Source organism: Paenibacillus sp. YSY-4.3 (assembly GCF_054767475.1).
Map to the genome: position 1 here is coordinate 20,983 of NZ_BAABMC010000015.1, position 14,960 is coordinate 35,942.

General features: G+C 51.1%; 11 protein-coding genes and 1 pseudogene. 2 read left to right on the forward strand and 10 right to left on the reverse strand.

What is annotated here, in order from left to right:
- Window positions 1–21: 21 nt before the first annotated feature.
- From ACYUJT_RS24630 to ACYUJT_RS24675, 10 genes and pseudogenes are all read right to left on the reverse strand, one after another.
- Window positions 22–1,068 (reverse strand): GntR family transcriptional regulator, encoded by a 1,047-nt coding sequence (locus ACYUJT_RS24630; RefSeq protein ID WP_460327413.1) that lies wholly within the window; start codon window positions 1,066–1,068, stop codon window positions 22–24.
- Window positions 1,069–1,224: 156 nt separating this feature from the next.
- Window positions 1,225–3,378, reverse strand: a pseudogene (locus ACYUJT_RS24635) (HelD family protein).
- A 145-nt stretch (window positions 3,379–3,523) separates the two neighbouring features.
- Window positions 3,524–4,276, reverse strand: coding sequence for a tRNA threonylcarbamoyladenosine dehydratase (locus tag ACYUJT_RS24640; RefSeq protein WP_460327415.1), 753 nt, complete (start codon window positions 4,274–4,276; stop codon window positions 3,524–3,526).
- A gap of 89 nt (window positions 4,277–4,365) precedes the next feature.
- Window positions 4,366–6,147, reverse strand: coding sequence for an aspartate--tRNA ligase (gene aspS / locus ACYUJT_RS24645; protein ID WP_460327417.1), 1,782 nt, complete (start codon window positions 6,145–6,147; stop codon window positions 4,366–4,368).
- 666 nt (window positions 6,148–6,813) lie between these two features.
- Window positions 6,814–8,058 carry a histidine--tRNA ligase gene (hisS, locus tag ACYUJT_RS24650; RefSeq protein ID WP_460327419.1) on the reverse strand — a complete coding sequence of 415 codons (1,245 nt, stop codon included), beginning with the start codon at window positions 8,056–8,058 and terminating at the stop codon, window positions 6,814–6,816.
- 632 nt (window positions 8,059–8,690) lie between these two features.
- On the reverse strand, window positions 8,691–9,152 hold the full coding sequence (locus tag ACYUJT_RS24655; RefSeq protein ID WP_460327421.1) for a hypothetical protein: 462 nt from the start codon (window positions 9,150–9,152) through the stop codon (window positions 8,691–8,693).
- A gap of 46 nt (window positions 9,153–9,198) precedes the next feature.
- On the reverse strand, window positions 9,199–9,708 hold the full coding sequence (locus ACYUJT_RS24660) for a type 1 glutamine amidotransferase domain-containing protein (RefSeq protein ID WP_460327423.1): 510 nt from the start codon (window positions 9,706–9,708) through the stop codon (window positions 9,199–9,201).
- Window positions 9,709–9,801: 93 nt separating this feature from the next.
- The gene (locus ACYUJT_RS24665) at window positions 9,802–9,969 is read right to left on the reverse strand and encodes a hypothetical protein (RefSeq protein ID WP_460327425.1); all 168 of its coding nucleotides are present in this window, start codon (window positions 9,967–9,969) and stop codon (window positions 9,802–9,804) included.
- Window positions 9,970–10,088: 119 nt separating this feature from the next.
- The gene (gene dtd / locus ACYUJT_RS24670; RefSeq protein WP_460327427.1) at window positions 10,089–10,553 is read right to left on the reverse strand and encodes a D-aminoacyl-tRNA deacylase; all 465 of its coding nucleotides are present in this window, start codon (window positions 10,551–10,553) and stop codon (window positions 10,089–10,091) included.
- Window positions 10,554–10,591: 38 nt separating this feature from the next.
- Window positions 10,592–12,766, reverse strand: coding sequence for a RelA/SpoT family protein (locus ACYUJT_RS24675; protein WP_460327430.1), 2,175 nt, complete (start codon window positions 12,764–12,766; stop codon window positions 10,592–10,594).
- A gap of 268 nt (window positions 12,767–13,034) precedes the next feature.
- On the opposite strand from ACYUJT_RS24675, the gene ACYUJT_RS24680 reads away from it, so the two are divergent.
- Together ACYUJT_RS24680 and uraA are read left to right on the forward strand one after the other, a co-directional pair.
- Window positions 13,035–13,385 carry a DUF4870 domain-containing protein gene (locus ACYUJT_RS24680; protein ID WP_460327432.1) on the forward strand — a complete coding sequence of 117 codons (351 nt, stop codon included), beginning with the start codon at window positions 13,035–13,037 and terminating at the stop codon, window positions 13,383–13,385.
- A gap of 210 nt (window positions 13,386–13,595) precedes the next feature.
- A complete protein-coding gene (gene uraA / locus ACYUJT_RS24685; protein ID WP_460327434.1) occupies window positions 13,596–14,882 on the forward strand; it encodes a uracil permease in 1,287 nt (428 codons plus the stop codon).
- Window positions 14,883–14,960 lie beyond the last annotated feature (78 nt).

The following is a 14,960-nucleotide window of genomic DNA, read 5'->3' on the forward strand; positions in this document are numbered from 1 at the left end:
ATAATTTAAATGACTCATTTTTTAATGAAATAGAATGACAGGTATGGACACTCTTCTAGGATCATACTTCCCATGAATCTGCTCCAGCAAGAGTTCCACGGTGACTTTGCACATTTCCTCGACATTTTGCTTTATGTACTTCACTTCTGCTAGATCAGACTGGTCAAAACTAATCAGTTCCGGGCGTTGCTCTTTTGGTAAATTCATATGTTTCATGGCCCGAAGCGATATGTGGGTTAATTCTGCATTTCCAGTAAAGATAGCCGTAATTTCGGGATGATTCCTTAGAAATTCCTGAATCATGGGGCTTCCTTTCCCCGAAGCCATATCAGCTATACTCAACACGCACCATAAATTTTTGTTAATCGACAGATTTCGTTCAAGGAACGCCTTCTCAAACCCCATCGCCCGATCCGCCGTCACCGAATTGGTCACTTCCATCGTCACAAACGCAATTTGCCGATGTCCTCGGTTAATGAGGTGTTTGACCGCCTGATAGGAACCATCCACGTTATCTGCACTCACGCTATAAGTCTCGATTTCTTTCAAATAACGATCGATCAGGACGAGCGGGAACCGATTCAATGACAATCTTAAAATATCATTGTTATACATCTCCTGTTCAATCGGGAATATGATGAGCCCCTTTACCCTTAATTGGAGTAAATCCTCAATGGCCTTGCTCTCTTCCAGCGATGATTCCTGGGTAATTTTGATCAGGAGATGATAACCATTTTCTCGAACGTATTGCTCGACAGCATTGATGATCCGCTGATCTACTTTCGTTTTCATGCTGGGGAGAATTAGACCTATTAATCCCTTATGACCGCTCATAGACTGAATATCCTTGGGGATATGATTGACAAATGTCCCTTTTCCCCGGTGTCTGATCAGGACTCCTTCTTCAGCCAGACCATTCATAGCATTTTTAGTTGTAATCTTGCTTACATGATACTCCTCGGCAAGCTCTGTCTCCGATGGTACGCGATCTCCTGGCCTCAGCTGCCCGGTTCGTATAAGATACCGGATATCCTCTTGAATCAATTTGTATAGCGGTAATGACTTCATAGGTAAGTCACTCCCTCCCTGTTACATGCTGCTTTCAGCTCAATGACATATACATGATTATAACATCAGACCTATTTCTTAGTTAAAAATAGAAAAAGAGCTGCTTAAAGCAGCTCTTATTATGCTTAATCTATATTCCAATTTAATGATGTCTGTTCATGGGAGAGGACGAGCCACGTTCATGACCATCTCTGAATCCTCCGTAATCACATAATCAGGCAATTCGTCTCCATGCAGCAGCCAGAGCTCGTGCAGGGCCCTTGTACAGCCGACGTACAGCAACTTGGCATCCTCCTGTGAATAATGCTCCCTGTCAACATCCGTAACAATGACGGAGTCAAATTCAAGCCCTTTGGACAAATAAGCTGGCAGCACGGATATGCCCCCCTCATATTGATCACTGCTGCCATCGATCAAATGGGCCTCGATCCCATCCTGAACGAGCAATTCATGAAGCTCCGAGGCATCCTGCAGCGTCCTCGTAAGCAACGCTGTTGTCCGGTAGCTTCCCTTGAGCACGGCCTTCAGCACCTCTTTAATGGCGCCGCTCCGCTCCGTTCCCGCTGCGGATAACAGCCTGACCGGCTCCCCGCTCCGGAACACAGGAACGGCCAGCAGCTCCGTACCTACTCCCTTAGCCAATATTTCGTTTCCGAACGATATGATTTCCATGGTCGAGCGGTAGCTGCGAGTCAGGGCAAAATAAGCCGTTTCCTCCGAATGAAACAGCTCCTGCATTTCATGCCAATCGCGCACCCCTTTGTAATAATGGATGCCTTGCGACAAATCTCCCAGAATCGTAAAAGAGTGCCCTTTGACAAATTGGTCCAGCACCGCAACCTGGAAAGGCGAGAAATCCTGGGCTTCGTCGATAACGACATGATCGAAGGTCATTTTGCCCTCGATCTCGTGAATACGCGTGTATAAATAGAGCAGCGGCGCGAGGTCCTCCTCTTTAACGATGCCTTTCTTCAGGCTGCTGTTCGTTTCCTTCCAGATGGCCGGGGGAATATCAACGGACATGTCTGGAAGGCCCATGCTCCCCCTCTTTTTGAGTTGAAAAAGCTCCTCGTAGAGTGAAAGCGGCGTAAGCTCAGGCCACTTCTTGGCATAAGCCTTCTCACGCTGCTGCGCTTTCTTCTTCCATTCCTTGAGCTGTGCTGCGGACGGGGCTTTCTTCAGCTCCATCTCAATCCAGCGGTGAAGCCGGGCCAGCACCCGCTCTTTGCGTCTTGCCACAGGATAGTGTTTGTACTCTCCCTCAAACCAAGCCAGAATCTCCGCATAGGGAAGCTTTGTTCCCTCCCAAGGCTCGAAGTCGATCTTCGGTACGCATAAGGCCTCCATATCGTCGAGAAAAGTATCGATCACTGCTTTGAAGCGCATTGAGCCTTTGAACCGGCCCGGCAGCTCGCTTTCCGGCACAGGCTCCGTACGGACTGCATCGAACCAGCGACGGAGGTCACTCTGGCTCGTGGCCGGCGGATGCTCCAGCCCAAGTACTTCCGCTGCCCAGTCCGGGAACGTGCTCTGCTGGATATCGCCCACGCCGAGTTCCGGCAGCACTTCGGAAATATAGTCGATAAACATATGGTTCGGTGCAAAGATGATCATGCGCTCCGCCTGAATTTGCTCCTTGTACTGATACAGCAAAAAGGCCAAGCGATGCAGTGCTACCGTCGTTTTCCCGCTGCCCGCCACGCCCTGGATAATGAGCGCTGTGTTTTTTGCCGCCCGAATGATTTGGTCCTGCTCCGCCTGAATCGTCGACACGATATCGCGCAGCCGGTTATCTTTATTTTCGCCCAGCCGATAGACGAGGAATTCGTCCGACACCGCAGGACCCTCGTCCTCCCGATTGTACGTATCGACGACGCGCTCCAGAATCTGCTAGCGAATTACGATGTTTCTTTTTAAATAAACAAGTCCTTCGATGATGCCTTCGGGTGCTTCGTACGTGGCCGAGTCGCCGCCAGTGAACGAATAAAACAAACTCGCTACCGGCGCTCTCCAATCGATGACAACCGGCTGCTTGCCGGAAGGGTCGCCAACGCCGACTTTGCCAATATAAAGAGGGGCAGACTCCCGGCCCATCTCCTCAAAATCAAGCCTGCCGAAGTAGGGCTCCCGCAATGATTTCTCTAGCTGCTGGCGCTGGCCTTCCCGGCCCGCCTCCAGCACCTGCTCCGTAAAATCATGACCTGTATAAACAGGTATAGCTCGCAAAGCTGACAATTGGTGATCGATCTCTTGCAAGGTGCGACCCAGCCGCTCCTTCTCTTCTTGATAGGCACTTTGAAAATCAGTCATTTCAGTTACCTCCTAAGGTTTAGTGTTCCAATTGTCCTGGCGAGTGTATTCCCATAACCAGAAGTCAAAAGGAGTTACATTATACCACCATGAAAAACAAAAAGCGACTGCCTTCACTTCAAAAGGCAACATCGCTTTGTCGTCATTATATCTTGATTCCGTTGATTTCGAGCAGTTCCCGAACGGCTACGCTGACCATGATGAGTCCCACGACCGGTGGAACGAACGAATTACTGGCCGGAGGCTGCTTCGCCTTGCGGATTTTCGCGCCTTCCGGGGCAATTTTCTTGGTTACATCCTCGCGAGGTTTAACCGGATCCTCGGTGGAGAATACAACCTTGACTCCTTTTTTGATGCCGTCTTTGCGGAGCTTCGTGCGGATAACGCGAGCCATCGGATCAACCGATGTTTTCGATATATCCGCCACTTGAAAACGTGTAGGATCCATTTTGTTCGCCGCGCCCATACTGGACAGCATCGGAATTTTTCGCTTCAGACACTCTTTGATCAGATGGATTTTGTACATAATCGTATCCGAGGCATCCAGCACGTAATCGATATCGTATTGGAACAGTTGCTCGTAGGTTTCTTCCGTATAAAACATATTCAGCGCAATCGTCTCGCACTCTGGGTTGATGAGTTTAACCCGTTCGCACATTAAATCCGCTTTCTTCTGCCCAATCGTTGTGGTCAGGGCATGAATTTGGCGGTTGATGTTCGTAATGTCTACGACATCCTTATCAATCAGAATGATGCGTCCGACTCCCGTCCGGGCTAGCGCCTCTACGGCGATCGCGCCGACCCCGCCGATGCCGAGCACCGCTACCGTGCTGTTCTTCAAAGCTTCAAGTCCTTCTGCCCCGATCGCCAGTTCTGTCCGTGAAAACTGATGCAGCATACTTCCCACAATCCTCCTTTATGAAACAGAAACGGGCTACGGCTTCCTGTCAGGAGGCAGTACCCGTTTCTTGCTAATGATTTATTGATTTATTGTTTTTTATCTTCAGCCGGCTTCACGGCCAATTTAATATGAAGCTGCTCTAATTGCGGCGCATCCACTTCAGACGGTGCATTCATGAGCAGATCTGTCGCGCTGGCCGTCTTCGGAAACGCAATCGTCTCGCGCAGGTTGTTGCGGCCAGCAAGCAGCATGACAAGACGGTCAAAACCGAACGCTACGCCGCCATGCGGAGGAGTACCATAGTCAAAGGCATCAAGCAAGAAGCCGAATTTCTCCTGTGCTTCTTCCTGGGACAAACCGATCGCCTTGAACATTTTCTCCTGAACGTCCCGTTTATAAATCCGCATCGAGCCGCCACCAACTTCGTAACCATTCAATACGAGGTCATAAGCTTGGGCTAAAATTTTACCTGGGTCAGTATCGAACAAGGCGATATCCTCTTCGCGAGGACGCGTGAACGGATGGTGTTCAGCCACATAGCGTTTCTGATCCTCATCCCAGCCAAGCAGCGGGAAGTCCACAACCCAAGCGAATTTATACACGTTGTCGTCGATAAGGCCAAGCTCGCGTCCAATTTTGAGGCGCAGATTGCCGAGAACATCAGCTACAACCTTCTTCGTGTCGGCGGAGAAGAGCAAGAGGTCTCCTTCTTCTGCACCTGTACGCTCTTTCAGCGCTTCGATTTCTTGTTCGGTGAAAAATTTAACGATCGGCCCGCGGAACTCGCCTTCCTTCACTTGAATCCAGGCAAGGCCTTTCGCGCCGTAGCGGGCAGCGAACGGTCCTAGATCGTCAATCTCCTTGCGGCTCCATGTGCCGCACCCTTTTGCGTTAAGTACTTTAACCTCGCCGCCCTTCTCGATGACGGAGGAGAACACTTTAACGCCGCAGGTGGATACGATATCGTTCACTTCGATCAATTCCAGGCCAAAACGCAGGTCAGGCTTGTCGGAGCCGTATTTGCCCATCGCATCGGCGTAGCTCAGACGCTGGAACGGTGTAGGGATGTCGATTCCTTTTGTTTCTTTGAACAGACGTACAACGAGTTTTTCCATCATCTCGAGCAATTCATCGCGGGACAGGAAAGAGGTCTCGATGTCCACCTGGGTAAATTCCGGCTGGCGGTCGGCGCGCAGATCCTCGTCGCGGAAGCAGCGGGCGATTTGATAGTAACGCTCCACTCCGCTGACCATCAACAGCTGCTTGTACAGCTGTGGAGATTGCGGCAGGGCAAAGAATTCGCCGGCATGTACACGGCTCGGTACGAGATAGTCACGAGCGCCTTCCGGAGAGCTCTTCGTCAGGATCGGCGTTTCTACTTCAACAAAACCTTCTCCATCCAGGAAGTCGCGGAATACTTTCGCTGCTTTGGAACGAAGCAGCAATGTCTGCTGCATTTCCGGACGGCGAAGATCCAGGTAGCGGTATTTCAAGCGAATGGACTCGTCCACTTCTACACCGTCTTCAATGAAGAATGGAGGCGTCTTGGCCGCGTTCAGCACTTCGATCTCGGAAATTTGCACTTCGATTTCGCCAGTCGGCAGGTTCGGATTGACCGTTTCCGGATCCCGCTTTACTACTTTCCCTTTAACAGCAAGGACGTATTCGCTGCGTACTTTATCGGCGATTTCCAGCGCTTCGCCGGAATAGTCGGGGTTAAATACGACCTGCACGATGCCGCTGCGATCGCGAAGGTCGATGAACAGAACGCCCCCGAGGTCACGGCGGGTCTGCACCCAGCCGTTCAATGTTACAGTTTCTCCAATATGAGCGGCGCTAAGCGTTCCGCAATGATGAGTACGATTCATGGATTAATGGCTCCTTCATTAATAGTATTATCTCAACCAGGGTCTCAACCCTCCCAAACCCTCCCTTACCGTAAGGGAGGGCCCCCAAGGGCTCGCTGCCCTCGGGACTCCCGCAAACTGGAGTAACGTAGGAGGTGAAGAGGTGCTCCTGCAGTCGCTGTTCCCTTTGGGAATGCGCTGGGTTTGGTGCGTGGAACGCTTTTCCCCCTTCGGGTACGTCTTACTTTTGGCGCTCCAGAATTACCTGGCAAACACGTTGCAGAGTTCTTCTGCTTTCGGCTCACCCGGGCATGGTATGGTGCTATCAGCCGCTTGCCGCCCTGACGGGCCCGCTCTACGCCAGCACTCCTGCGTTTGGGCGATAACTGCTGCTGTGGTGCGTTTTGGCGGTACTGCGTGCTTGGTGGCGCTGTCCCCTTCGGGGATACGCTCACTGTTGTGCAGAGCAAGGGCTCATGCGGGTTGCGCTCTCTCCTGCGAAGATACGCTTGCTGCGGTGCAAAACTTATACTACTTGTAGCATGGCTTGTGATTCTTACTTCTGCTTTCTGCAAGGAGACGCTGTCCTCTTCGGGGATTCGCTCACTGTGGTGCAAGACAAGGGCTCTTGCGGGTTGCGCTCTCTCCTGCGGAGATACGCTTGCTGCGATGCAGGGCAACTGCTGCCTACTTCAGCTCGTTCGCAAGCTCAGCGATCTTGACGGTGCGCTGCTCGCCGGTTTCCATCGACTTAAGGGCGATTTCGCCGCGCTCCAGTTCGTCGTCGCCTAAAATGGCGGTGTAGCGGGCTTTCATCCGGTCGGCGGATTTCATCTGCGCCTTCATCTTACGGCCCAGGTAGTCGCGTTCGGCCGAGAAGCCGGCTTGACGCAGCTTGAAGAGCTGTGTCGAAATTTCCTTGTCGGCCGCTTCACCTAGGGACACAAGGTAGACATCGAGCGGCTTCTCTGCTGAGTAGCTGACGCCTTGCTTCTCGAGAATTAGCGCGATCCGCTCCAGACCGATCCCGAAGCCGATACCCGGCTGATCAGGACCGCCGATATCAGAGACAAGGCCGTTGTAGCGCCCTCCTCCCCCAATGGTATCTATCGCTCCGATGCCTTGGGCTTTATATTCAAACGCGGTGTGCGTGTAATAGTCCAGTCCGCGAACCAGACGGTGGTTGATCGTATACTCGATGCCCATCGCAGTCAGCAGTTCCTGCACTTTGGCGAAATGCGTCGTACATTCCTCATCCAAGCTGTCCAGAATCGAAGGGGCATCGGCAAATTTCTCTTGATCCACCTTGCAATCGAGTACGCGCATCGGGTTGCGTTCAATCCGGGATTGGCAATCCTTGCACAGATTGTCCTTCATCGGCATTAGGAAACCGAGCAGTTTGTCGCGATAGGCCGCCCGGCTTGCCGGATTGCCGACGGAGTTGAGCTCTACCTTGACCTCCTGCAGGCCAAGCTCCCGGCAGTACTGGTATCCCAGTGCCACAACCTCGGCATCAATCGCCGGATCAACGGCGCCGAACGCCTCCACTCCAAATTGGTGGAACTGCCGCTGGCGTCCCGCCTGCGGACGCTCATAACGGAACATCGGACCGAGGTAATACAGCTTCGTTACGTCCGGCTCTCCGTACAGCTTGTTCTCTACATAAGAACGAACGACTCCTGCCGTTCCTTCAGGCCGAAGCGTCATGCTGCGGTCGCCCTTATCGGTGAACGTGTACATTTCTTTCTCGACAATATCCGTCGTTTCCCCGACGCCGCGTTCAAACAATGACGTTTGTTCAAAGATCGGCGTGCGAATTTCTTTGTAATTGAAACGACGGCATAAATCTCTGGCTCTCTCTTCAATGAATTGCCATTTCTCGACAACGCCAGGCAGTATGTCCTGCGTGCCTGTCGGCTTTTGAAAAGCCATGTCCATCCCTCCATCCAACTATCGTGTTTTAGCTGTAAAAATAAAAAAACTCCCGCCCTGTTCATAAAAACAAACAGGGACGAGAGATCGTTTACCAAATCACCCGTGGTGCCACCCACATTCCGACTGCCTTGACTATAGCTGGTAACGGGACTAATCCAACCCCTTCCTTACGCCAAGTCTGTGGCAATCGCTTTACACGGTTAACGCCCGCTAACGCCGCTCGGCTACTCTGCATCATTTCGCCGCCGGTTCTCAGGGAAGTCTTTCGTTCAATCATCACCGGAATCCTTCCAGCCAGCCATGGGACGAAACACGGCTCCAAGCATCAGCTTGGAACAGCATGCGTTCCTCATGCCGGGATTCCTCTCTGTAGATGTGGGGTTGAATTACTTTCTCCCGTCATCGAATAACAGTATTAAAGAAATTGTGTATATTTTTAGATTTTAAGTAACCCTAAGCGCAAAGTCAAGCTTTAATCAAGAAAAAGACCTGCTACCAACGGGGTGCAGGTCCAAAAGTATATATTTTAAAAGGGGGTCATGCTCTTATTATAAACAGGCTTTGTTAAAGGAACATGAAAGTAATATTACAGTTATATTACATAAACGAAAGCGATTTATTCACCGCTATCATTCATCAAGCTGCGCTACAAAAGCACCCTGGGAACGCAATTTATGAACGACGTCATCGTAATCCTGATCCCGGACTTTAAGGCTCAGCACATATTGCAGGCTGTCGTAATCCTCATCGCCGAAATCGTTCAGATCTACCACAGGATTCACTTCATCCCTCTCTCTTCCCTCCATCGCTCCCTCATTATCACGGTCGCCATCAGCGATAGTGCTGTTTGGCATGACCACCGGCACAAAGCCCTGCCCGCCGGCAGCCCCGGGATAGCCTACGGCTCCGTAGGTGCCGCCTGTTGCGCTGTTATTCACCGGGACGAAAGGAACGAGGATGTTCGTGTCCCTGCCAATCGACTGATCCAGGCGTCCGACCTCGACCTGCTCCGTCTCGAACGGAAGCAAGCTCGTCCTGGCTCCTTCCGCCTGATCCTCATTTTTAAAATATGCTTGAATATGTTTAGCCATGTCGATCTCTCCTTCGTCACATTGATCGGATAACTGGCTTTCCCGCTTACTTCAGCGCCTGCAGGATTTCGCGTACAAAGGCCGGTTCATCTTTAGGCGTACGTGAAGTAATATAATTGCCGTCAACCACGACTTCCTGATCTTTAAACTCAGCTCCCGCGTTGATCATATCGTCCTTGAGCGGTGGATAGCATGTTATTGTGCGGCCCTCCAACAGATTCGCGCTAATGAGGATTTGCGGACCGTGGCATATCGCGGCGATCGGTTTGTTGGCCTCATTAGCCTCTTTTACAAATTGCAGTATCCCTTCGTTCAAGCGAAGATTTTCCGGAGACGACCCGCCAGGGATAACCACAGCGTCATAATCGGCCACTCTAACTTCAGCAATGGCTTTCTCCGCCTTATATTCGGCTTTGCCTTGCTTTCCCTTCAGCGTCTCTCCTGCTTCGAGACCGATGATGTCAGCATCATGGCCTGCCTTCTTCACTTCGTCGTATGGAACCTGCATTTCCGAATCTTCAAAGCCGTTAGCCAGCAAAAAGGCTATTTTGCTCATAGCTTTCCTCTCCTTCCAATCATTTTCTCTCTTGGGATGTTATTACCCGTAACGCGAATATTTATAACAATGCAAAAATAGAGCCGATTGGCTCTAGCTGCCTGAACGGGGTATTAACTCCCTTCCCGGTTTGAATTCCAAATGTATCCACTCGTGCTCCTCGGTTCGGGCTGCCCGGGACAGCATGGAGGCTTCTGTCCGGTCTCCCGCAGGAATCAACGGGGGCTGGCGCCACTGTACAGCTTTTAGCGACTGTCGCATGAAATAAACTCCTTTAAAAGCAGTTATGCTTAGTGCTTATTTGTTTTGTAAACAAAAAAATACGATCTCTCTTCCTTCAGATTGCCCTGAAAAGAGAAATCGTATTCTAAGCCTTCGCGCTACGGCGTTTCCGCCTTTGCCGGCTGCTGGCTTTCCAGCATTAGCGTTACAGGGCCCCAGTTCGTCAACTGAACGTCCATATCAGCTCCGAACTCCCCGGTCTCAACCTTTAGGCCTTTGTCCCGAAGCAGAGCGTTGAACCGCTCATACAGCGGCTCCGCCGTTTCCGGTCTGGCCGCGGCGATGAAGCTCGGACGCTTGCCCTTGCGGCAATCCCCGTACAGCGTAAACTGGGAGACGGACAGAATGGCTCCGCCAATGTCTGTTACGCTGCGGTTCATCTTGCCCTCATCATCTTCAAAAATCCGCAGACCGGCGATTTTGTCCGCCAGGTATGCCGCCTCCTTCTCCGTATCCTCATGCGTAATGCCGACCAGCAGCATGAGGCCTTGGCCAATCGAGCCGATTACGGTACCGTCCACCGTAACCTTCGCTTCCTTGCAACGCTGCACAACAACTCTCATCGATCCAAATCTCCTTTATTTCCGTCCCCGCTCCGAGCTTACTGCATAATGCGGTGCACGGTGTATACATCCTGAACCCGTTTAATCTTCTCCACAACAGAATGGAGATGATCCGTATTGCGAATCAGGATCGTCATATGAATTAGCGCCATCTTATTCTTGTCCGCGCGTCCGGAGACTGCGGAAATATTCGTCTTGCTCTCCGAAACCGCTTGAAGCACCTCATTCAAGAAGTTGCGGCGGTCATGTCCGGTAATTTCAATGTCAACGCTATAGTTGGCTTCCACCGCGTTTTCCCATTCCACTTCAATGACGCGAGCAGCCTCTTCCCCATCGCTCGCTGTCGGAATATTCGGACAGTCGCTGCGGTGAACAGAAACGCCCCGCCCCCGGGTAATATAGCCGATAATGTCGTCCCCCGGCACCGGGTTGCAGCATCTGGCAAAGCGCACGAGCAAATTGTCGATGCCTTTAACAACGACGCCGTTCGTTGGACGTGATCTTCGTACCTCTGGAGCCTTCACTTCCTTCACTTCGGAAGTCAGCTCGATCTGCTCCGCCTCTTCCTGCTCTTTGCGCAGCTTCTCCGTTAGCTTCGTCACGATTTGGGATGCGGTAATACCGCCAAATCCGATGGCCGACAGCATATCCTCCACATCGTTAAAAGCATACTTCTTCGCCGCTTCCAGCAGCTTATCCTCCGTCATCCACTGCGCCGGATCAAGCCCCGCACGCTTCAGCTCGCGCTCGATCGCATCGCGTCCCTTTTCCACGTTCTCTTCCCGCTTCTCTTTCTTGAACCACTGCTTGATTTTACTTCGAGCATGAGAAGACTGGGCGATTTTGAGCCAATCCCGGCTCGGCCCGTAGGAATGCTTCGAGGTCAGAATCTCGACGATATCACCGGTCTTAAGCTTATGATCGAGCGGCACGATCCGTCCGTTCACTTTCGCGCCAATCGTTCGGTTGCCCACCTCGGTGTGGATACGGTAGGCAAAATCAAGCGGCACGGAGCCCGATGGCAGCTCTATGACTTCACCCGACGGTGTAAAGACGAACACCAGGTCAGAGAAGAAGTCCATCTTCAGCGATTCGACGAACTCTGAAGCGTCTTTTGCTTCATGCTGCAACTCCAGTATCTCACGGAAGAACGTCATCTTATTCTCAGGCGTGCCCGCCTCCGTACCTTCCTTATAAGCCCAGTGAGCGGCAATCCCGAATTCTGCGGTCCGGTGCATTTCCTTGGTGCGGATTTGCACCTCCGTAGGCTCCCCGGTTGGCCCTACAACGGTCGTATGCAGGGATTGGTACATATTTGCCTTCGGCATGGCAATATAGTCCTTGAACCGCCCCGGCATCGGCTTCCAAAGGGTATGGATAATCCCGAGGGTTGCATAACAATCCTTAATGTTGCTCACGATGATTCGAATAGCAAGCAAGTCATAGATTTCATTGAACTGCTTGTTCTTCGTCGTCATCTTCTTATATACGCTGTATATATGCTTCGGCCGGCCTGATAGCTCAGCCTCAACACCCATTTCATCCAGCTTCTCCTGGATCCGGGCGATGACCTTCTTAATGAAATCCTCCCGCTCTGCCCGCTTCTTATGCATCAGATTGGCAATCCGGTAATACTGCTGCGGGTTCAAATAGCGGAGAGAGATATCCTCCATCTCCCATTTGATTGCCGAAATCCCCAGCCGGTGAGCGATGGGGCAAAAAATCTCCAGCGTCTCATAAGCAATGCGGCGCTGGCTCTCCTCGGACTGGAACTTCAAAGTCCGCATGTTGTGGAGACGATCCGCGAGCTTAATAACGATGACCCGGATATCCTGGGCCATGGCGATAAACATTTTTCGATAATTTTCGTTCTGCTGTTCTTCCTTGGATTGAAATTTGATGCGCTCCAGCTTCGTTAGCCCATCTACAAGCATGGCGCAATCGCTGCCGAAGTGATCATGGATTTCCTTCAAGGAAACGGTCGTATCTTCAACGACATCATGAAGCAGGGCCGCAATAATAGAAAGAGCATCCATTTGCATGCCCACGACAATTTCTGCAACCGCCAGCGGATGCAGAATATAAGGTTCACCGGATTTCCTCAGCTGTCCATGATGGGCTTGTTCCGCGAAGTCGTATGCTTCCCGAATGCGCTTGAGATCCGGTTCTTTAATGTAGATAGACGCCTTTTCGAGTAATCGCTCTATGCCCATTGAATCCGATTCGTTTCCTTTCTATATAAAATAAGGCTGCATTTCCAACGTATAAAAGGGCACTTTTCGCCCGATTTTGATTTCCTATATTATGACTCCTGCGTCCACTTACGTCAACCATTAGCCTCGATGAACATGCATAAACAACTTTATTTAAACTACTTTAAATTAAAAAAAATGTAGATTAAACAGGAATTAGTTTCCGTTGCATCGAATATCTTACTTTTAGTTGCATACATATTGATATTTTTAAGGAGGTTTTCTGCTTATGAACGAGCCCCATATCGATGCTTCATCCACTAATCTCGATCCGAAGGTCGCCGGATTGCTATGCTATGCGCTGGCATTCGTTACGGGTATTATCTTTCTCATCGTGGAGAAGAAGAGCAGCTTCGTCAAGTTTCATGCCATGCAATCGGTCCTCGTATTCGGCATACTGACCGTTGCCAACATCCTTTTTTCCTGGATCCCGTTTATCGGCTGGATCGGCTCCCTCATCGTCGGCGTGCTTTATTTTGTGCTGTGGATCGTGCTGATGCTAATGGCACTGCAGGGAAGATGGTTCAAGCTGCCTTTTATCGGCGACTTCGCGGAGCAGCAGGCGAGCAATTTCAAATAGGATTACCGATTAAGCCGACACGGCCAATAATCGACAACATCCGCGGATATTCTTAGTCTTTGGCAAGACCCGATGCTCGCTATGCAGCGAGCATCGGGTCTTTTTTTAAAATAATTTAGCAATGTATAATATTTTCTGTTGAAAATTGCGGACAGAGTCATTATCCTAGTAAGGATAACTAAATATGAACGTTTAGAGGAGTGACCCTGTTTGCAACGTGAAATTCAAGTTAATGAGAAAGTTCCCTTCGGGCCTGGTGTTCTGCTGAGTATGCAACACCTTTTTGCCATGTTCGGCAGCACGGTGCTTGTACCGAATATTTTCGGTGTAGACCCGGCGATGATCCTGCTCATGAACGGGATCGGTACGCTGCTGTACATCTTGATTTGTAAAGCGAAAATACCAGCTTATCTCGGATCAAGCTTTGCCTTTATCTCCCCGGTACTCGTAGTTCTGGCTGCTCATCCGGGTACAGGCTATTCTTACGCCCTTGGCGCTTTTATCGTGACAGGCTTAATTTTCATCGCGGTCTCGCTGCTCATTCGACTAGTTGGTACCGGCTGGATCGATATTGTATTCCCTCCGGCTGCCATGGGGGCGATCGTCGCGCTAATCGGGCTTGAACTGATCCCGGTTGCCGCCGGAATGGCTGGTCTGATCAATTCAGACCCGACCAAGGCCTGGGCGCCGAATCCGACAGAAATTATGCTGTCGCTCGTTACACTCGGGGTCACCATGCTGGGAGCCGTCCTGTTCCGCGGATTCCCTAAAATCATTCACATCCTCATCGGTATCGTCGTCGGATACGGTCTCGCTTATTTCTTGGGCCAAGTCGACAAAGCGGCCATCGCGGCTGCACCATGGTTCTCCATGCCAACCCTAACGACGCCAAAATGGAGTGCGTCCGCCATCATTACGATCATTCCGGTAGCGCTGGTCGTTATCGTCGAGCATATCGGACACTTGCTGGTAACAAGCAACATCGTGGGCAAAGACTTGTCCAAGGATCCGGGCCTGCACCGCTCCCTGCTCGGTAACGGTATCTCTACCGTATTGTCCGGATTCGTAGGTTCAACACCGAATACAACCTATGGAGAAAATATCGGCGTCATGGCGCTGACGAGAGTCTACTCGATCTTCGTGATCGGCGGTGCGGCCATCTTCGCGATCCTGCTTTCGTTCTCCGGTAAATTTTCGGCCATCATCGCGTTTATTCCAACACCCGTTATGGGCGGAATATCGCTTCTGCTGTTCGGCGTTATCGCCGCTTCCGGGCTGCGCATTTTCGTAGAGCAGAAGGTCGATTTCTCCCGGCCGACGAACATGCTGCTTGCTACCATTGTCTTCGTCATCGGTCTAAGCGGAGCAACGCTGAAAATGGGCGATGTCGAGCTGAAAGGGATGGCCCTGGCTACCATCGTAGGCATTGCGCTGAGCCTGTTCTTCAAGCTTATTGAAGTGCTCGGCCTTTCGAATGATAAGGAAGAAGCGCATTAATTCAAGAACAAGCCTATATCGGGCCCTAAGAAAGGCCGAGCAGGGAAGCACTCCCTGGCTCGGCCTTTTTTCCATAGA